The following is a 19493-nucleotide window of genomic DNA, read 5'->3' on the forward strand; positions in this document are numbered from 1 at the left end:
GGTGCGGCAGCAGCCGGCGCTGCCGCGTCGGGCCCTGCGCTGAGCGGTGCGACGGTCGGTGCCACCGGCGCGGTGCCGGCCACGCTGCCATCAGGGTTCAGGCCTGGAGTGGCCGCTGCTTCCTCGCTCTGCGCGGGCAGCTTGACCTTGACCTTGAACACGTACGGCAACGCCTTGATGTCAGCCACCGGGCCGGTCGCGCGCCCTTCCTTGTCCTTGTCCGGCTCACGCGCCTCGATGATCGCCAGCTCCGGATTGGTCATCCAGCCAGAGACTTCCAGGTTGCGCATGTAGGCCGAGACACGGGCGTTGGACTGGGTGCGGCCTTCCAGCGTCAGCACGTCGCCTTCCTGCTGCAGAGCGGTGAGCACTACGCCATCGGGGATGGTGCGGACCAGCGCATCGAACAGGTGGACCATCTGCGAGCGCTTGGCCTGCAGCTGCTCGATCACGGCCTTTCGGGCCAGCAATCGATTCTTCTGCTCGTCAAGGCGGTCGATTTCCTTGTTCTGCTCCTTGACCTTGTCGATCTCGGTCTGCAGGTAGGCGTTGCGATCGCTCTGCCCGCTGACCTGCATGTCGTAGTAGAACCAGATCAACAGCGACAGCAGCAGGCCACCAAGGGCGGCCATGCCCAGCATGATGCCGAACTCGCGCTGGCGTTGCTTGCGCCGTTCGGCGCGCCAGGGCAATAGATTGATGCGTGCCATCAGTCAAAGCTCCTCAGCGCCAGACCGGTCGCGATCATCAGCGCGGGGGCGTCCTGGGCCAGCGCGTGCGCCTGCACCTTCGGCCCCAGGGTCATCTGTGCCAGCGGGTTGGCGACGACGGTCGGCACGCCCAGCTGTTCCTCGACCATCTCCGGCAGGCCTGCAAGGGCAGCACAGCCGCCAGCCAGCACGATGTGGTCAACCCGGTTGAATTCGCTGCCGGCATAGAAGAACTGCAGCAGACGGCTGATCTGCTGGACCGTGGCTTCCTTGAACGGCTCCAGCACTTCCATCTCGTAGCTTTCCGGCAGCCCGCCCTGGCGCTTGGCCAGACCGGCTTCCTCGTAGCTCAGGCCATAGCGGCGCATGATCTCGTCGGTCAGCTGCTTGCCACCGAACACCTGTTCGCGGCTGTACAGGCTGCGGCCACCGCGCAGTACGTTGAGGGTGGTCATGGTGGCGCCGATATCGACCAGCGCAACCACGCCCTCGGCCGAAACCGGCAGCTCGCTGGCCACCAGGGCGAAGGCGTTCTCGACCGCGAAGGCCTCCACGTCCATCACCTTGGCCTGCAGGCCACCCAGTTCCAGTGCGGACTGGCGCAGTTCAACGTTTTCCGAACGCGAGGCAGCCAGCAGCACCTGGACCATTTCCGGGTTGTTCGGGATCGCCCCGATCACCTCGAAGTCCAGGTTCACTTCCTCGATCGGATACGGAATGTAGTTGACCGCTTCCAGCTCGATCTGGGCTTCCATGTCGTTCTCGTCCAGGTCGGCCGGCATCGGGATCACCTTGGTGATCACCGCCGAACCGGCCACGGCCGCAGCGGCCAGCTTGGCCTTGCTGCCGGAACGGTTCATCGCCCGGCGGATGGCCTCTCCCACGGCCTCCACTTCGACGATGTTCTTCTCCACCACCGCGTTCGGCGGCAGCGGTTCCACGGCGTAATGTTCCACACGGAAACGGTTGCCGCTGCGGGAAAGCTGCAACAGCTTTACCGCAGTCGAACTGATGTCGACGCCAATGAGCGGCGACTGACTTTTTGGGATGAGCCCCACGGTTTCTCCCCTGCCGACGGGCACTTGGACGCAAGAGCTGCGTCCGCGCATTAATAACGTATTCTTAGCAAATGGCAACCGCCCTGCTGTGACATCCCTCACAGGATGAACACGCAGCCCCTGGCGTCCCCTTGCACTCCCCAGTGCCGGCCCCAGCCGCCACCTTGCGTAATCTATACTCTGCGACCACGAAATTCGCAATCGGAATCTGACACCGATGACCCGTCTCCGCCGCTGGCTGCGCTGGATCTTTCTTGTTGTCCTGGTCCTGGCGCTGGTCGGAGCGGCCGCCGTTGGCGGCCTGTACTACGCCGTTTCTTCCAAGCTTCCCGACGTGCAGACCCTGCGCGACGTGGAAATGCAGGAGCCGATGTACGTCTACGCTGCCGACGGCAAGCTGATGGCGGTGTTCGGTGAGACCCGGCGTACCCCCATCACCATGAAGGACGTGCCGGAGAAGCTGAAGCAGGCGTTCCTGGCCACCGAGGATGCCCGCTTCTACGAGCACGGCGGCGTGGACTACAAGGGCATCGGCCGCGCGGTATGGCTGCTGGCCACCACCAACGACAAGCGCGTGCCCGGTGGCTCCACCATCACCCAGCAGGTGGCCCGCCAGTTCTTCCTCAGCTCCGAGTACAGCTACACCCGCAAGCTGGCCGAGATCCTGCTGGCGCGCAAGATCGAGTCCGAGCTGAGCAAGGACGAGATCTTCGAGCTGTACCTGAACAAGAGTTTCTTCGGCAACCGCGCCTACGGCGTGGCCGCCGCCGCCGAGTTCTACTACGGCAAGAAGCTGGGCGAGCTGGACCTGGACGAGATGGCCTCGCTGGCCGGCATCCCCAAGTTCCCGTCCTCGGGCAACCCGATCTCCAACCCGGAGCGCGCCCGCCAGCGCCGTGACAACTACGTGCTGCAGCGCATGGCCGACCTGAAGTTCGTCAGCCAGGCCGAAGCCGACGCGGCCAAGGCCGTGCCGATGCACGCCACTGCGCATGAACCGCCGGTGCAGGTCGATGCGCCCTACGTGGCCGAGCTGGTGCGCCAGGAAATGATCGCCCGCTTCGGCGGCGACGTGGTCAACAAGGGCTACCACGTCACCACTACCATCGACGCGACGCTGCAGACCGCCGCCAACCTGTCGGTGCGCGACGGCCTGCTGCTGTACGACCACCGCCACGGCTGGCACGGCGTGGAGAAGCAGGTACAGCTGGGTGCCGGCGATGATGCCGCTGCACTGGCCGAGCACCTGCGCGGCACGTTCTCGCAGTCCGGCCTGCTGCCGGCGATCGTCGCCAGTACCGGCGCTGACGGCAGCGCCACCGTGGTGCTGGCCAACCGCAGCGAGATCGTGCTGCCGGCCGGTGCCGCCAAGTGGGCCAACAAGAGCCCGGCCAAGCTGGTGCAGCGTGGCGACATCGTGCGCGTGCGCGCCGGTGCCAAGGAGGGCGAGTGGCTGCTCGACCAGCTCCCGCGCGGCCAGTCCGCGCTGGTCTCGCTGGACGCCCACAGCGGCGCACTGAAGGCCCTGGTCGGCGGCTTCAGCTTCTCCGGCAACAAATTCAACCGCGCCACCCAGGCCCGTCGCCAGCCGGGTTCGAGCTTCAAGCCGTTCGTCTATGCGGCTGCCTTCGACAAGGGTTACAACCCGGCCTCGATCGTGCTCGACGCCCCGGTCGTGTTCCGCGACCGCCGCGGCAAGACCTGGGCGCCGCAGAATGACGGCGGCGGCTTCCGTGGCCCGATGCGCCTGCGTGAAGCGCTGGTGCAGTCGCGCAACCTGGTCTCGGTGCGCCTGCTTGATGGCATGGGCGTGGACTACGCGCGCAAGTACATCAGCCAGTTCGGCTTTGCCGAATCCGAGCTGCCGCCGAACCTGTCGATGTCGCTGGGTACCGCCTCGCTGACGCCGCTGTCGGTGGCCCGCGGCTATGCCGTGTTCGCCAACGGCGGCTCGCGCGTGGACACCTGGCTGATCGACCAGGTGCTCGACCGCGATGGCAACCTGGTGTTCAAGGAAAACCCGGCGATGGCCTGCCGCGACTGCGCCGGCAGCAGCGACCAGCCGGTGAACCAGGTGGTGGACGGCTTCAACTTCGGTGCCCCGCCACCCAAGGTTGACGCCACCGCCGCCGCCAAGGCGGAAGCCAAGTCCGAAACGCCGGCCGCACCGGTCAACCCGGACGCGCGTACCGCACCGCGTGCGATCGACGCACGTACTGCCTACCAGCTGGTGTCGATGATGCGCGACGTGGTCCAGCGCGGCACCGGCGCACAGGCCAAGGTGCTTGGCCGCGAGGACGTGGGCGGCAAGACCGGCTCCACCAACGATCACCGTGACGCCTGGTTCTCCGGCTTCGGCGGCCCGTACGTGACCACCGTGTGGGTAGGCCGCGACGACTTCCGCTCGCTGGGCTACCGCGAATACGGTGGCAAGGCGGCCCTGCCGATCTGGATCGACTACATGCGCACCGCGCTGAAGGACACCCCGATCGCGCAGAACGAACCGCCGAGCGGCATGGTCCAGGCCACCCTCAACGGCGCGGTGGAGTGGGTGAAGGTGGAAGACATGGACCGCCTGACCGACTACGACCTCAACCTGCAGAGCACCCCGCAGGCCGACGCAGCCGCGTTCGATATCTTCTAATAAGGCCAGGCTTGGTGGGTGCCAACCATTGGTTGGCGCCGATACATTCGCCGGGCATGGCCCGGCGCTACCACCGCCCGGTGGGTGCCAACCGTTGGTTGGCGCCGATGCATCCGCCGGGTGCGGCCCGGCGCTACCCCGGTAGATGCCAACCTTGGTTGGCGCCGATACATTCGCCGGGCATGGCCCGGCGCTACCTTGGTCGCTGCCAACCGCGGTTGCATCCGCAGGCCGCAGTTTTGCCCGGGTAGCGCCGGGCCATGCCCGGCGAGCGCAGCGGCACCTCCGTTAAATACCCACGCAGATGTCACATGCCTGCGTTAGTCTGTGGCCAGGTCGCAACAGGGAGTCATCGCATGCACCGCGCCCACCAGCATGCTGCCAGCCAGACCCGCGAACGGCGTCATCGCCTCGCCCACGAAGCCGCCCGGCTGATGGCCGAAGGCGGAATCCGCGACTTCCACCAGGCCAAACTCAAGGCCGCCAGCCGCCTCGGCATCCACGACGATGCCTCGCTGCCCCGCAACGTCGAGATCGAACAGGCCCTGCGCGAGTACCAGCGGCTGTTCTCCGGCCCACAACACGGCAACGAACTGCAGCGGCGGCGCGAGTCCGCGTTGCGCGCGCTGGAGTTCCTGCACGGCTTCTCGCCGCGCCTGGCCGGCCCCGTGCTGGACGGCACCGCCGATGCCAACAGCCCCGTGCAGCTGCACCTGCACAGCGACGACCCGGAGGCCGTGCATCGCTTCCTGGACGAGCACCGCATCCCCGCCGAATCGCGTACGCGGCGCCTGCGGCTGGACCGCGAGCGCAACCTGGATGTGCCGGTGTGGGTGTTCAGTGCCGAAGAACTGACCTTCGACCTGGCGGTACTGCCCTACGACGCCCTGCGCCAGGCACCGCTGTCGCCGGTGGATGAGAAACCCATGCGGCGGGCGTCGGCCACGCAGTTGCGGCAGTTGTTGGCCGAGACGGAGATCACCGCCTACATCGGCGGTTGACCGGCGTAGAGCCGAGCCCATGCTCGGCTTGGGGCTGCCGCGATCTGCGCGGAGAGCAGCCGAGCATGGCTCGGCGCTACGGGAAGATCAGCTTTTCTTCGGACGGGGTTGCCAATCGTGCCAGCCACGGCACCGCAGCACGGTACGGATACTCGGCCATCATGCGTGCATGCATCTTCTGCAGGTCATGCAGGTGCCAGGCGTGCGAGTACACGTCCTGGAAATCATCCGCCCAACCACTGCGCACCCGCATGCGTTCGCCATCAAGACTCGGTACCAGGTACCACGGCACCTGCAGGATCTCGGCCAAGGCCTTGTTGCGTACGGCGCTCTCGTGCCCCGACCGCTGCAGCTGTTCGATGCGGAAACTCACGCGGCGGCAGGGAAAAGGCATGCAGGCACCGGTAGCGTTGATGTAATCGGCGATGTCCGCATACATGTCCGCCTGCAACTTCATCGCCACCGGGTCCTGCAGCGTCTGCCGCACCCGCAGCGTGCGCTGGGTGCTGCCGCGGATCTCCGCGGCACTGTAGAAAGGATGACCCGGCGTCGTGCCGCCGTGGCGTACCAGCACGATGCGATGGATCGCTTCGTCGGTCAGCACTTCCACCCGCACGGCGGCGGCTTCCGGATGGATGCGCGGCTGCGGCACGTTCACCACGCGCCAGAACCCCCACACCATCAACCCCATGCAGATCATCAACACCAGGCACGCCAGCGTCCACGTATCCATGTCGTGGGTGACGTAGCGGATGCGGGCGCGCCAGACGTAGTAGCGCCGGTAGGTCATGAAGCGGCTCATGAAGCTGTACATCGCAATTTCCTCTGCAATGGCCCCGGCGCGGCGGGGCTCGTTACGCGCACCACACCGGGGCGCCATGGCTTACCAGCCGATGCCCACACCCACGCCCATGCTGCGTTCACCGCTGTTGGTGAACGCGCCATTGAGGCTGAAGGTGGCTGAGCCCTTGTCGTTGAGTACGCGCTGGTAACCCACCGCCATGGCCGATTCGCCCTCGGCGTAGCCCACGCCCGCGCCGAGGCGGTTGTAGGTGGCCAGGCCAGCGGTGTTCATGGCCATGGCCGTCTGCGCACTGCTCATCGCGGCCATGCGGTTGAAGCGCTTGTCCATCTTGTCCAGGCGACGCTCGAAGGTGCTGATGGCGCCATCGGTGTACTCGTTGGCGCGGGCCACCATCTTCTCCAGCTCGGCGGTGTCCACCTGCGGTGTGGGCGACGGCGTGTCGTCCTTCTTCGATTTCGGCTGCGGCGTAGGCGACGTGCCGTCGCCTGCCGAGGCCACCTGCGGCGAATCGCTGGCTTCCGGCGTTGGCGTGACCTGTCCGGTGGGCGCGGCCGAAGCCGTAGCCAACGCACGCGACTGCGGCTGGCCATCGACGCGCTGCTCCAGCCCGTCCATGCGGACGTTGAGCTGCTGCTGCATCGAATGCAGCTGGCCGCCGTTGACCGCCTCGCGGCTGCCGGCGGCGATCAGGCCGTTGGCCACGTTGGAGATGACCATGCCGTTGGCGCCCGCCAGGGTGAGCTGGGCGGTGCCGTCGCTACGGGTGGAGGGGGTTTCCTGGAAGACCGAGCGGAGCTGGGTTTCGACGCGGTCCATGCGGGAGCCGGTGGTGACTACGGCGGAGTCCAGCGTGGTGAGTGCGTCGTTGACGGTGCTCTGGTGCTGGCCCTGGACGGTGAAGCCGGGGGTGGTGACGTTGCCGTTGGCGTCGATGTTTCCGCCGAGTGTGGATAGGGCGCCGCGGAGCTGGCCGATGGTGGCTGCGTCGTTGGTGTTGCGGCCGTTGGCTACGTTCGCAATCCGGCGTTTCAACAAGTCATTGCCAACAGAAACTGTGCCCACCTGATCCGCGACAGACTCAGCCCCCAATGCAACACTGCCGTCAGCGCCGCCGAGGACTTGGCTAGCTGCACCAATAGCAACACCGAATCTCGCGTTGACACGGGATCCACTCCCCACGGCGAATCCATAGAAGCCACTCTCTGAAACCCAAGCCCCCCGGCCCAGCGCAATGGAGTTGGTCGCCTCCGCCGTGGCGTAGGTCCCTAGAGCTGTCGCTCCGGTTCCACCAGCAACTGCATCACCACCAAGAGCCACACCTAGCGCTCCAGCAACTGCCCCGCGTGATTGGTCGTCAGTGCCCACCGCAAGCCAGGCCGAATCAGCTTCAACTTTCGAGAGACGAAGATTCGTCTCATGCAGCTGACCTCCATTGACAAGATCGCTGCTGTCGCCATCAATGCGTCCTTTGGCGGCTCCAGTTAGACGAGAGCCCCCAAAGTCGACCACGCCATCAGGATCTGACGCCTCCATGAAACCACGCGAATTCAGTTCCTCCAGATGGATACGGTTGCGCGCGATATCTTGCTTCGTCTCAAACAACTGGCTACCAGTCACTGCATCGCGACTACCTTCAGCAATACGCCCATCGGCCAGATTCGACAGAACCATGCCCTGCGCACCTGCCAAGTTCAGCTGGCCAACTCCATCCGCCCGGATCGAGGGCGACTGTTGGAACGTCGCACGCAGCTGGCCTTCGAGGCCATCTACGCGACTGTCAGCCCTTACCACCGCACCATCCAGCGCAACTAAGGCGTCTTCAACGCTCTTCTGTATTCCCCCCTGGAGGTTGTAGGTCGGAGAAACGACATCGCCATTTCGATCCAGACCTGCGTCCCCGCCAAGAGCAGCCAAGGCATCGCTCAGTTGCCCAACAGTAGTTGCATCACTGGAGTTCACTCCTCGCCCCACATTGACGATCCGCCGCATAAGCCGAGAGTTCCCAACGGACACAACGTTTGCGTCCTCGGCGACGGAACCGGTGCCTAGCGCAACTGAGTTTTCCGCTCCTGATTCAATTTGACTGAAGGAACCCAGTGCTGCCCCTCCCGATGCGTAGACATTAGAACCCGTCCCAAGTGCAAATCCACTCTTTGCTGCGGCGTCGACAAGCGCCCCCCTGCCAAGAGCCACAGAGCCCTGCCCACGAGCGCGCGCGAATGAACCAACTGCGGTAGCCCCATCAGAGTCAATGGCTGCCTCTGCCGAATCTCCAATCGCCACACCCATCAATCCCGCCTGCGCGTAATTGCTCTCACCATCCACTCCAACTCTCAGGTAGCCATTTGATTTTTCGATCTTCTCTACCCGATCGTTAGTCGCAAACAACTGCCCGCCATTCACAGCATCCGTACTAGCCGCAGAACTGATATCACCCGCCGTCACACCCGATACGCGCGCACCTTCCATGTCCACCAGGCGACGATCAGCACTGAACTTGACCACGCCATCCAGATCCGGATCGAAGTTATCGAAGTCCGCACGCAGCGTATCCAAGTCGACCCGGTTGTCAGCGATACGCCCGTCCTGATCCGTCAGCTGCTGCGCATGCCCAGCCAAAGCCTGTCGCTGCGTCTCCACCGTGGCATTGGTCGCAAACAGCTGCTGCCCGGTCACCGCGTCGGTACTGCCCGCACTCAGCGTGCCGTTGGCGATGTTGTAGATGCGTCGCTTGCCACCGCTCTTGTTTGCGACATCCACAATCGTGCCGGTGTTCTCTGCACCCAGCCGGACATTGCCACTGGCAGACACCTGGCCCACTAGTCCAGACAGCGCATCAGCCTTCTGCACAGCGCCATCGGCGATGCCACGGGCAGCGTCGGCCGCCGTCTTCGCCGCGGTTGCCGCCGTGCGCACACTGGCCACTTCGCTATTGGTGGCATTGAGCTGCTGCCCGGTCACTGCATCCGTGCTGGACGTACTGAGCACGCCATTGGCCAGATTCTGCAGCTTGCGCTTGGCGCCGGCCTTGTTGGCCACGTCGATGACGGTGCCGGTGTTGTCTGCGCCCAGGCGCACGTTTCCACTTGCCGATACCTGCCCCACCAGGCCATCCAGTACCGCCACGCGCGCATGCGCTGCGTCCGCCGTGGACTTCACTGCGGCAACGTTGCTGTTGGTGGCATTCAACTGCTTGCCGGTGACGGCCTCCGTGCTTGACGTGCTCAGCGCCCCATCCTTCAGGCCGGTGATGCTGCGCACCGCATTGGACTTGTTGCGGGCATCCAGCACCGTGCCGGTGTTCTCGCCGCCCAAGCGTACGTTGCCACTGGCCGACACCTGGCTGACCAGGCCACTGACCGTATTGGCCTTGGCCAATGCAGTGTTGGCATTGGTATTGGCCGTCGTGGCCGTGGACTGCGCTGCCGTGGCCGTCGTCTTTGCTGCATCGGCTGCAGTTCTGGCACTGGTCACATTGGTGTTGGTTGCATTGAGTTGCTTGCCCGTCACGGCTTCAGTGCTGGATGTAGAAAGCGCCCCATCCTTCAAGCCGGTGACGCTGCGAACAGCGTTGGACTTGTTACGAACATCCAGAACGGTGCCGGTGTTCTCACCGCCCAGGCGTACATTGCCGCTCACCGATACCTGGCTGACCAAGCCGCTGACCGCATTGGCCTTCGCCAGCGCCGTACTGGCATTCGTGTCGGCCGTATTGGCCGTGGACTGTGCTGCTGCGGCTGTTGTCTTCGCTGCATCGGCAGCGGTCTGGGCTCTGGTCACGTTGGTGTTGGTGGAATTGAGCTGCTTGCCGGTAACCGCATCGGTGCTGGTGGTCGAAAGGCGCGCGTCCTCCACATTCACAACGCGCCTTTTGGCGCCACTGGTTCCTACTGAGACCGTATTGGCCTCGGTCGCAATCGAGCCGCGCCCCAGCGCAACCGCATTGTTTGCTCGCGTAGCAGCTTCGTAGCCGATGGCTACACTATCGTGGCTGGCGTTCGCCTTGCCTCCCAACGCGATGCCACCGTTGTAGCCGTTGGCCCCGGAACGGGAATCGGCACCGATGGCGATGGCACCCTCCGAGCTTCCGCTGTCAACACGGGAGCCACTGCCCACGGCAATACCATTGCGTCCGCTCACATATGACGAGTTGCCGTACGCGGTTGCGCCAATCCCTGTTGTACTGGAACGGCTACCCATCGCCGTGGCATGTGTGCTGTTGGCTTTGGATTCATAACCAAACGCGATTCCATACTCGCCCTTTGCAGACGAGTTAAGGCCAATCGCAGTTGTCCCCGTACCGGATGCAGTCGAATAGCCACCGATTGACGTAGCGCCGTTTCCTGTCGCTTTTGATTCCCTGCCAAATGCAAATGCATCAATAGATGCTGCCTGGGCGCGTGTCCCCATTGCCAGCGCGCCTGCGGCATTCGCGTACGCGGCGAATCCCAGCGCTACGCCGTCGTAACCGGCCAGGGCGTACCCACCCATCGCGATCGCCCCGGTGTACCCGGGTGTTCCCGCTTTGGCCAACTCACCGATTGCAATGGCGGATGTCCCACCACCCGTATCTGTCTTGGCCTCCCTGCCGATGGCGACGGCACCATCACCATTGGCAAACGAGCCCTGCCCCAAGGCCGTAGATCCAACGCCGTGGGCCTGGGCAAAAGTACCGACCGCGGTCGCCTTGTCGGCATATGCCACCGAGAGACCACCCAGTGCTGTCGTATGGTCGCCTCTGAGAATGGCGTTCCAACCCACCTTTAGTGGCGTGGATGAGGCCATGATGGCTTGCCCTGAATCTCTCGCCGACGGCGAGCTCATCAACGCAGTCAACGTCTGTTGCTCCCACCACTCCAAGGACCGATGCACATCGTTCGCCGCCGCTGCAGAGGAAGACGCCATCACTGCGGAAAGACACACCACTCGACCGACCGTGGCGCCTCCTTCCTTACCTCTTGCGACGGCAAGCTCACTGGCAACCATCCAGCACTGCCGAACTCGATTCCACAGACGACGGTATATGCGATTCATTGGATCTCCTTAACAGGGATGTCAGAAAGAACCCCACCAGCGCCGCCGGTGGGGCTGGGGAATCAACCGGCGCTGGGCGCCAGGGTCTGTACATGCTCGCGATAGCCATCGCGGGTCAGCCGGTAGCGCAGCTGCAGCGTGTGTCCCGGCTGCACTGGGAAAGGCAGCTCCAACGCACTGCCTGGATACAGGCTTCGCGACACGTCGTGCGCGGTGCAGCGCGCGCCATCGCAGTCGGCGATGCTGGTGATGCCCACGCGCACCGTGCCGGTGTTGCGCAGGCGATTGCCTTCCACCTGCACCGCCATGGCCGGCTGCGCAGGCAGCACATTGACCAGCGCGCCCCAGACCAGGCTGACGCCGACATTGGCCTGCGCGCGCTCAGCCTCGCCTGCGTGCTCAATGGCGTCAGGGCCACGCACGCCTTCGAAGTACACGCGGTAGGCGGTTTCCTTCTCGACCGGCTGCAGCGGAATGACCCGGATCAGGCGATTGCCACCACCGGCCAGCGCGAACTTGCCAGGCGTGATGGCGATGGCGGCTTCGCCGGGCTCGACCTCGACCTCGTGTTCTTCTGCACCGGCCGGATTGACGATGCGCTTGATCGAGGCCTGCACGTACTGCGGCTGGGTGGACTGCGAATAGATGCGGATCTGCGCGCCCTTCTTCACGTCCACCGACGTGCGCATGGGGTGCACGGTGAGGTTGGCGTGGGCAGGCATCGCCATCAGCAGCGACAAGGAAATCAGACAGCGAATGAGAGGCTTCATCGGGGTCTCCATGGGAATCAGGGCGTGACAGTGGGAACGCGCATTTCCACCTTGAGATCGCCGTCGTAGTAGCCGGGGCGTTTGCTGCTGACCGGCACGCGTGGGGTGTCCAGCGTCAAAGGCGTGGGCACGCAGAACACGGGTTGCGTCATCCCGGGCAGCAGCACCAGGCGCAGCTTTGCGGTATCGATGCCGTGCAGCAGCTGCTCCACGCCGTTGCGCAGTGGCAAGGCGCTGCCGTTGTGATCGAGGGTGACGGTGTAGTCCACACGCTGCGTGGCGTCGCTGCCGCCGTCGTTATGCCAGACCGAATAGCCGGAAGGGCCCGGAGGACGTGGCCCGCTGTCGCGCACGGTGACGCCCAGGTACTGGCTCTGCGAACCCAGTCCGTCGTACAGGCACATGTCGAGCTGGGTTCGGCCGCCGACGGTCTGTGCGATCGGGTCGTACTGCAGATTCAAGCCGACATGCGGGGTGACCTGGTCGAAGAGCGGGAAGTAGATGGAGACCGCGTTGTAGTCGGTGATGGTGAACACAAGACTGAAAGTGTTCACAGCAAGAACGGAGCCTGCTGGATCAGTCCTCAAGTTCAAGATCAGCTTCCCGTGCCAACGACCAGCGACAAGCTGATTCAGTTCGCTCTCCGGAAGAAGCAGTTCAACAGAGGTCCCTATTGCTTTCTCGCCGCCACACTCCTCTTGGCGCGAGGTCCAGATCGGCCGCTTCCAGCCAAGCCAGAACTCTGGACCACATGCACGTTCGCCAATCGCTCGACTTAGAGCCGCCATGACGCGAAGGTCTGCAGTCAAACCGCTGCGCTCCTCCACCATCCGCGTCAGAATGGGCGCTGGCCCGCTTTCGAGGCTCTCTAGTCCACTAGTCGGGCACAAGCCTGTACTCGTGGTCGAGTTCGATTCGCATGTCAGATGGATTCGACCGTACTGCAGATTTTGATCCCTGCTGTAGCCGATAATCGTCCTCGGCGCCCACAGCTCGATATCCCCAGGCATCGCAGAGCGATCCCAGCTCATCACGACGTCGCGATGCTCACTCGTCGGATGCGTCTCCGGCGGCCGCTGCGCCATCGCCCGCGGCGCCAACACCATCAGTGCACACAGCACCGCCATCACCCACCACACCCGACGGCTCACTGCGCACCTCCCGCGGCCGCGGTCTGTGGCGTGGCGGCGATCAACGCCTGCTCCTGCAGCAGTCGCGTCACCCGCGCCTGGTGGCGGATGTCGGCGGGTAGCTGGGCCACGGCCAGCGGTTCGCACTGCACGGCGCCCACCAGCATCACCACGCTGCGGCGCTCGCGCACCTGCAGCGGACAGTGCAGCAGCCGGTCTTCCTGCAACAGGTACAGCGTCTTCTCGCGTCGTGGGAAGTCGGCCACGAAGCCTCCATTGCTGCCGGTGCCGGGCACCGGCGCGTTGAGAATGCGGGCGCCGCGCAGCGGTGCACCGGCGATGTCGTGGGCGTTGCCGATGAAGGTGTAGGTCACTTCAATCGGCACCGGCATGCGCACCAGCCGCCCGGGCGAGAGGAACAGCGGGTGCGCACCGCCCACACCGCCCACGCCGCTCACACGCACCGCTGCGATGCTGTCCAGTGCGCTGGCGTCCTGCACTTCGGCGCGGTGCGATTGGTAGGCGGACACCGGCAGCAGGCGGCGTTCGCCCAGCTTCAGGCGCTGCCGGCGCAGGCCACCTACCTGCAGCTCGGCGGCCACGCCGGTCAGGTCCAGGTCGTCAGTACCGTCCACCTGTACCGCCAAGCCGGCATCAGCGCCGATGCCCGTGCCCCAGTACAGGCCGCGTGTGCCGATGGCCAGCCCAGAACTGTGGGTGGCGCTGTACGCCACCTCGTTGCCACCCTGGTGCTGGTAGCGCGATACCGTGGCACCGGTCTGGCCGATGCGGTTCTGCAGCTGCCCGCTGAGCGTGGCGCTGTAGCGTTCGTTGTTGTTGCCGCGCAGTTCGCCGGACACTTCGCGGTACTGGTCTTCGTATTCCTGGCGCAGGGTCTGGCCGGCGCTGTAGTTGACGTCGGGCCGCGCGTGCTGCGGCTGGCGCACATCCAGGCCGTAGCGGCGCTGTGAGCTACCGCGATCACCGCGCTGCAGGCGGTTGAGGCTGAAGTTGAAATAGATGCCGCGGTCACGCCCGTCGCGCAGGCCGCCGCCGCTGGTCTGCTGCCATACGCCGATGCGGCTGGAGACACTGAACTCGCCCCAGCGCTGGCTGCGGCTGTAGCTGGCCTGCCAGGTGCGGCTGAGCTGCGGCACGCGCGTGGGCTGCGGAATCCACGGCGGCAACAGCGGGTCGAGCCCGGCCAGTGGGTCATCCCCCAGCCCCGGCTGGACGGTGCCTGCGCGCCAGGTCTGGCGGCGGGTATAGGCCAGATAGGCATTGCCGCCAGCCACCGGCAGCGCCATCGAGGCGCTGAGCGAATCAGCACAACCGAGCCGGTCGCGCGCATCGTCCTCGAACTGGCAGGCACGGCCGCGCATGCGCTGGTGGTACACATTCCACGAGGCACGGCGGCGGTAGGACAGCTGATGCTGCTGGCCACGGCTGCCATCGCTGCCGTGCATGCCGCTGAAGGTGGCGCGGATCTCCTGGGTGGCGAAGACATGGCGCAGGTCCAGCCGCAGTTCGCCATAACTGAAGCCACCCAGGTCTGCGAGGCCGGCCGTCATCGCCACGTTGCGCGACACCGGCACGCGCACGCCGCCCATCGCCGCCAGCTCATCATCGAAATGGTCACTGCGGCGTTCGTTGCGGCGCCCGCCCTGCAGGAACCACTGCACGCTGCTGTCGGTCCAGTCGCCACCCTTGTCGAACGGCGCGTCTTCGCTGCGCACCAGTACGCCGTCTTCGTAGATGCGCAGGGTGATGGTGTAGTTGCCCAGCGGGAACCGGCGCGTATCGAGCTGGTTGATGCCGGCCTGCAGGTAGAAGGTCTGCAGCAGGCGCTCACCATCGAACGCATCCACGCGTGCATCGCGCGCCAGCAACACGGTGAGCGGCGTGGCCTGCACGGCAGCGGCGGAATCCACGTAGGCCTGCGTGGTACCCAGGCGCAGGCCCTGAAAGCGGTCCATCGGCAGCATGCTGAAGCTGAAGGTGCCGCCCTGCGGGCTGCTCAGGTTGCGGCGGTCCATGCGCCCGGCCTGCAGGTAGTGCTGTTGGCCCAGGTCATGACGGTAGTAGGTGTTGTCCAGCTGGAAATCACGGCGGGCACGGCCACCGCGGTAGTGCTGCTGGCTGAAGGTCCAGTCGGCGGACAGGTGCCCGCGCTGGAACACGCCCAGCGCACCCATGCCCTGCGCGGCCAGCGACTGGTAGCCGCGGCCGCCACTGACATTGAGCGTGTGCTGGTGCAGGAAGGCGTTTTCGGCATTGGCGCTGACCTGGTGGTAGCGCTCGGCGGCCGGTTCGCCGGGAATCCATTGGCGGGCGACGAACAGGCGCACGGCGCCCTCGCCTTCGTCATACAGCGCGCGCACGGCGGTGGGCTCCTCGGGGGGATCGATGTAACCGCAACCGGCGCTGGCGCCACCGTAGCGGCAGGCCAGGTGACTGTTGCGCGGCAGTGGTTGCGACAGCGCTGGCAACAACGCCGCCTGTGCCTCGGCGGGCAACTGCAATGCCTGCAGCGCCTCGGCCGGGGCTTCCAGCTGCACGTGTTCCAGGGTCACGCGTACCGGCACCAGCCCGGTCGAACGACCGAACAGGCGTACCTCGAGTTGTTCGGTCTGGCCTTCAACCAGATCCTCGAAACCGACGGGAACGCCGCGCGCTGCGACCAGGGGCGTGGCCAACGACAGGGCGAGCGCGACCGCCAGCCGGGTGACGGCGGGTGCGGGGGCTTTCATGGGGGGGGGGGTTACCGGAAGCGGCCGGCCCGGGGAGCGGGCCGGCGCGGGCGCCTTACGGGCTGGTGGTCTTCTGCTGCATGGCGATGGTGACGATGCCTTCGTACTGGCCACCGGCAGTGATCGGCGCCTGGTTGGTCTGCGCGATACGCAGCGGCATCGGAATCGATGCGCCCGGCAGCGCGCCATCGAACAGGTCGGAGGCAAGGAAGTCCTGCGCGGCCACGGTCAATGCCTTGCCGTTGAGGCTGACGGTCAGCGGCACCGGGGCGCCAGCGCCCGAGGTGTGCAGCAGCTGCGGCGCGCTGCCGACGCGCACTTCGATGTCCTGGTCGATATCGTTGGAGTAGATACGCACCTGCTGCGACCACGGCACCAGGCCGTTGACCGGGTTGTGGACCAGGTTCACCACCGAATCCAGCGCGGTGCCGTCGGCCTTCAGCATGGCCAGGGTCGGGTCGACGCTGGCCCAGACCTTGATGTCGGCGTCGAAGGCATGGGCGGACAGCGAAACGGTGGCCAACGCTGCAGCGAGCGTGGCCTTCTTCAGAATGGCGTGCATGTGTGTCTCTCTCGGACAGGGGGATATGAAAGCTCCCCTCCCCAAGGAGAAAGGGAGGGAAGCGCCGTCCGCAGAGGTGGGTGCGGCCGACGAGAGAATGGTAGGTATGCCTACCCTGCGCCGGCCATTCAAGCTTTCCTAAATAACTGAACGTTAAGAAGATTCTTTGAAGGCTTTCAATGTTTGAGGGTTATGCAAATTTCCTCATACGGTCTTTGCAACAACCCTCATTGCGCGGAATGCACTTTGCCGAGTCGAGCCATGCTCGTCGCCTGTGTGCAGTGCCGTCGCCTCAACGCGTGCTGACGATCCGCACATGATCCACGTCGATGTCGGTGGGCTTGAAGCGGTGCGTATCCACTTCACCGTGCAGCTCCACCACGGTGGTCGCGCTGACGGCCTGGTGGCTGGGCAGATCCTTGTCGTCGATTTCCACATCGATCTCGCCGGTGGCGTCCTTGAACCGGTAGCGCTCGTGGCCGATCTTGGCCACCAGCGTGCCCTGCAGCACCACCGGCTGGTCGTCACGCTGGTCGCGCGCCTCGGCCACCGTGGTGACGGCACTGGTGGCGCCCGGGCCGGTGTACTGGGCAAAGGCCCCAGCGCTGAACAGGCTCAAGGAAGTGGCGAGGAGCGCAAGAGTGAGTCGTCGGTTCATGGTGTTCTCCATGCAGGGATAAGTGCCTTCAGGTTCTATCGCCTCGAATGTGATGCCCATGCAATAAATCCGAAAAGATCTGAAAACGACATCACGTGTCAGAAACCATTCATCCCGGACCCGACGCCTCTTTCAGGAACGATTCCATGGCCGCCACCAGCGCCAGCGGCGTCTCGTTCATCGGGTAATGCCCGGCATCCTGCAGGACCTCCATCGTGGCCTGCCGGTAGCGGCGCAGATACGTGCGCTCCATCAGTGCACGGTTGAAGGTGGGATCGTGCCCACCCACCAGCACCTTCAACCGATGATTGCCGACGATCTCATTACTGAAATCGGTATCCGCCCACGCTGGAAGATAGGCAGCAAATGCTGCAGGTGAAGCATGTGCCACCGAATACGCGGCCTTCCAGTCGAGCCATTGCGCCGGCAGCCGTCCGCCAGTACTGCGATCGATGATGGTCCGGCGGATGCTTACGTCCCCGGCTGCCGCTTCAAGCAGGCCTCGCGTCGCGGCGTCGTAGGCAATGCCGCCGCAAGGCACCGGCGCAATGGCCACCATGCCACGTATCCGTTCCGGCGCAAGCACCGCCATGCGTTCAATGGCCATGCCGCCCATCGAATGACCTGCCACGCTGAAGCGTTCTTGGCCGAGGGACGTCATCAGGTCCAGCGCGTCGGAGGCGATCTCGTCGATGGTGTACGCGCCAGGCGCATCACGCATGCCGCCGTAGCCCCGGCAGTCCATGAAGAGGTAGCTGAAGTCGTCGCGCGACAACCATGGCTCGATCGGCTCGAACGCATGCGCGTCGCCGAACCAGCCGTGCAGGGCCAGGACAGGGTGCGATCCGTGCCCCACGCGATGAAAGGTATTGGCCATGGGATTCCAGTGCAGTTGGGGGAATCCCCGATGCTAGGCATCGCACGTCAGTCGCACCGTCGATGACGGGTCAATCGCTATAGAATCCGGGCCATGCGCAACTCGCTGCTTGACCCCTACGAAGACCTGCCACGCGATGTCGTGGTCACCTCGAACGACTACGCAGCCGAGTCCACGTTTCCCCGTCATGCCCATCGGCGTGGGCAGTTCGCGTTCGCTGCGCGCGGCACCATCAGTGTGGCCACGCCGCAGGGGCGCTGGCTGGTTCCGCCACGGCGCGCCTGCTGGGTGCCTGCAGGCCTGGCGCATGAGATGACCATGCGGGGGCCGGTGACGATGCTCAACGCCTTTCTCTCCGCCGAGGCGGCCGACGCAGTGGCGCTGCCCGAGCACTGCCGGGTGTACGCGGTCTCTGCGCTGTTGCAGCAGCTGCTGGAGGCGGCGGTGGACCTGCCCCCGCTGTACGACGAGGACGGGCGAGCAGGCAAACTGATGCAGTTGCTGGTGGCGGAAATCGCATCGATGCCGACACTTTCCCTGCATGCACCGCTGCCTGCCGATGCACGCCTTGCACGTGTCTGTCGTGCCCTGTTCGATACTCCCTCGCTGGCAACCCGCCTCGATGACGTTGCGGCCGAGGCAGGCATGAGCCGGCGCACGTTCACGCGCCTGTTCCGCGCCGATACCGGGGTAGGTTTTGCCGAGTGGCGGCAACAGGTGTGCCTGCTGGTGGCCATCGAGCGGCTGGGACAGGGCCAAGCGGTGACGCGTGTGGCGCTGGACCTGGGCTATGCAAGCCCCAGTGCGTTTTCTGCGGCCTTCCGGCGTGTGCTGGGATGTTCACCGAGCCGTTACGCGGAGGCGTAGTACCGGGCCTGCGTCTGGCTGCCGTGATTTGCTTTTGTAGAGTCGAGCCATGCTCGACTGCTGTTCGCGCTGCGCGCATGGGTCGAGCATGGCTCGACGCTACACATGCTCACGCACAACCGGATGACATCAGGCCGCCTCGCGGCGGCCTGATGGGTCTCACTCAACGACACGTTCTCAGAAGAAGATCGCGTACAGGATCAGCAGTGGAATCGGTACGCCCAAAAACCAGAGCAGAAGTGTCTTCATGGCAGGTCTCCTTGCATCAGATGCGGATTACAGGTCGCGGCGACGGCCGCCCCAGGTGGCGCTGAGGCTGGCGAAGAACGCGCCGATCAGCAGGGTGATGAACAGCCACAACGCGGCATAGGCCGTTGCCTTGCGGGCATCGTCGGCAGCCTGCTTGGCGGTGGTCTTGGCCTTTTCCAGTGCAGCACGCATGCGGGTCTGCACGTCGGTCACACGGGCCTGCGCTTCGGCCTGGCTCATGCCCGTCTCGCGCGCGATCAGCTGCGACAGGTACTGGGTATCGGCCGGGTCCAAGCCATCTCCCTGCAGACTGTTGACGATGATGCGGTTCACTTCGGCACGGACTTCGCGGCGGTCACCCATCGGGCCATTTCCCGG

At 65.0% G+C, this 19493-nt stretch carries 13 protein-coding genes and 2 pseudogenes; 3 read left to right on the forward strand and 12 right to left on the reverse strand.

The features are described from left to right. Window positions 1–710: PilN domain-containing protein (locus tag AC27VL_RS18860; RefSeq protein ID WP_488767840.1), on the reverse strand; the 710-nt coding region annotated here is incomplete at its 3' end. Then, entirely contained in the window at window positions 710–1768 is a 1059-nt protein-coding gene (locus tag AC27VL_RS18865; RefSeq protein WP_032951624.1) for a pilus assembly protein PilM, read from the reverse strand. The genes AC27VL_RS18860 and AC27VL_RS18865, both read right to left, overlap by 1 nt. A 217-nt stretch (window positions 1769–1985) precedes the next feature. Here AC27VL_RS18865 and AC27VL_RS18870 point away from each other — a divergent pair, with 217 nt between their 5' ends. Beyond that, a complete protein-coding gene (locus tag AC27VL_RS18870; RefSeq protein ID WP_100553443.1) occupies window positions 1986–4412 on the forward strand; it encodes a penicillin-binding protein 1A in 2427 nt (808 codons plus the stop codon). 356 nt (window positions 4413–4768) lie between these two features. After that, on the forward strand, window positions 4769–5413 hold the full coding sequence (locus AC27VL_RS18875) for a hypothetical protein (RefSeq protein ID WP_089236654.1): 645 nt from the start codon (window positions 4769–4771) through the stop codon (window positions 5411–5413). Between the two features lie 76 nt (window positions 5414–5489). Here AC27VL_RS18875 and AC27VL_RS18880 read toward each other — a convergent pair whose 3' ends face one another. From AC27VL_RS18880 to AC27VL_RS18920, 9 genes and pseudogenes are all read right to left on the reverse strand, one after another. Continuing rightward, a complete protein-coding gene (locus AC27VL_RS18880; RefSeq protein WP_488767843.1) occupies window positions 5490–6227 on the reverse strand; it encodes a hypothetical protein in 738 nt (245 codons plus the stop codon). 69 nt (window positions 6228–6296) lie between these two features. Beyond that, a complete protein-coding gene (locus tag AC27VL_RS18885) occupies window positions 6297–11003 on the reverse strand; it encodes a YadA-like family protein (RefSeq protein ID WP_488767855.1) in 4707 nt (1568 codons plus the stop codon). 114 nt (window positions 11004–11117) lie between these two features. After that, a pseudogene (locus AC27VL_RS18890) lies at window positions 11118–11252 on the reverse strand (ESPR domain-containing protein); the annotation flags it as partial. A 62-nt stretch (window positions 11253–11314) separates the two neighbouring features. Next, window positions 11315–12022: a pilus assembly protein gene (locus tag AC27VL_RS18895; protein ID WP_488767845.1), complete on the reverse strand. Its 708-nt coding sequence runs from the start codon at window positions 12020–12022 to the stop codon at window positions 11315–11317. Window positions 12023–12039: 17 nt separating this feature from the next. Next, entirely contained in the window at window positions 12040–13173 is a 1134-nt protein-coding gene (locus tag AC27VL_RS18900; RefSeq protein ID WP_488767847.1) for a CblD like pilus biogenesis initiator family protein, read from the reverse strand. Next, on the reverse strand, window positions 13170–15902 hold the full coding sequence (locus tag AC27VL_RS18905) for a TcfC E-set like domain-containing protein (protein WP_488767849.1): 2733 nt from the start codon (window positions 15900–15902) through the stop codon (window positions 13170–13172). Before AC27VL_RS18905 ends, AC27VL_RS18900 begins: the two co-directional genes overlap by 4 nt. 55 nt (window positions 15903–15957) lie before the next feature. Continuing rightward, window positions 15958–16464, reverse strand: a complete 507-nt coding sequence (locus tag AC27VL_RS18910; RefSeq protein WP_099820820.1) for a CS1 type fimbrial major subunit — start codon at window positions 16462–16464, stop codon at window positions 15958–15960. A gap of 292 nt (window positions 16465–16756) precedes the next feature. Continuing rightward, entirely contained in the window at window positions 16757–17122 is a 366-nt protein-coding gene (locus tag AC27VL_RS18915; protein WP_089236660.1) for a NirD/YgiW/YdeI family stress tolerance protein, read from the reverse strand. Between the two features lie 109 nt (window positions 17123–17231). After that, on the reverse strand, window positions 17232–17999 hold the full coding sequence (locus tag AC27VL_RS18920; protein WP_488767851.1) for an alpha/beta fold hydrolase: 768 nt from the start codon (window positions 17997–17999) through the stop codon (window positions 17232–17234). A 93-nt stretch (window positions 18000–18092) separates the two neighbouring features. Between AC27VL_RS18920 and AC27VL_RS18925 the strand changes: the two genes are divergently transcribed. Beyond that, window positions 18093–18866, forward strand: a complete 774-nt coding sequence (locus AC27VL_RS18925; RefSeq protein ID WP_488767853.1) for an AraC family transcriptional regulator — start codon at window positions 18093–18095, stop codon at window positions 18864–18866. A 276-nt stretch (window positions 18867–19142) separates the two neighbouring features. Here AC27VL_RS18925 and AC27VL_RS18930 read toward each other — a convergent pair. Continuing rightward, a pseudogene (locus AC27VL_RS18930) lies at window positions 19143–19493 on the reverse strand (hypothetical protein); the annotation flags it as partial.

This window comes from Stenotrophomonas sp. 14P6.2.3 (assembly GCF_057799055.1).

Coding starts and splice junctions, on each gene's coding strand:
- AC27VL_RS18915 (WP_089236660.1), bottom strand. CDS start 17,122: ATGAACCGACGACTCACTCTTGCGCTCCTCGCCACTTCCTTGAGCCTG.
- AC27VL_RS18875 (WP_089236654.1), top strand. CDS start 4,769: ATGCACCGCGCCCACCAGCATGCTGCCAGCCAGACCCGCGAACGGCGT.
- AC27VL_RS18880 (WP_488767843.1), bottom strand. CDS start 6,227: ATGTACAGCTTCATGAGCCGCTTCATGACCTACCGGCGCTACTACGTC.
- AC27VL_RS18905 (WP_488767849.1), bottom strand. CDS start 15,902: ATGAAAGCCCCCGCACCCGCCGTCACCCGGCTGGCGGTCGCGCTCGCC.
- AC27VL_RS18920 (WP_488767851.1), bottom strand. CDS start 17,999: ATGGCCAATACCTTTCATCGCGTGGGGCACGGATCGCACCCTGTCCTG.
- AC27VL_RS18910 (WP_099820820.1), bottom strand. CDS start 16,464: ATGCACGCCATTCTGAAGAAGGCCACGCTCGCTGCAGCGTTGGCCACC.
- AC27VL_RS18885 (WP_488767855.1), bottom strand. CDS start 11,003: ATGGCCTCATCCACGCCACTAAAGGTGGGTTGGAACGCCATTCTCAGA.
- AC27VL_RS18925 (WP_488767853.1), top strand. CDS start 18,093: ATGCGCAACTCGCTGCTTGACCCCTACGAAGACCTGCCACGCGATGTC.
- AC27VL_RS18895 (WP_488767845.1), bottom strand. CDS start 12,022: ATGAAGCCTCTCATTCGCTGTCTGATTTCCTTGTCGCTGCTGATGGCG.
- AC27VL_RS18870 (WP_100553443.1), top strand. CDS start 1,986: ATGACCCGTCTCCGCCGCTGGCTGCGCTGGATCTTTCTTGTTGTCCTG.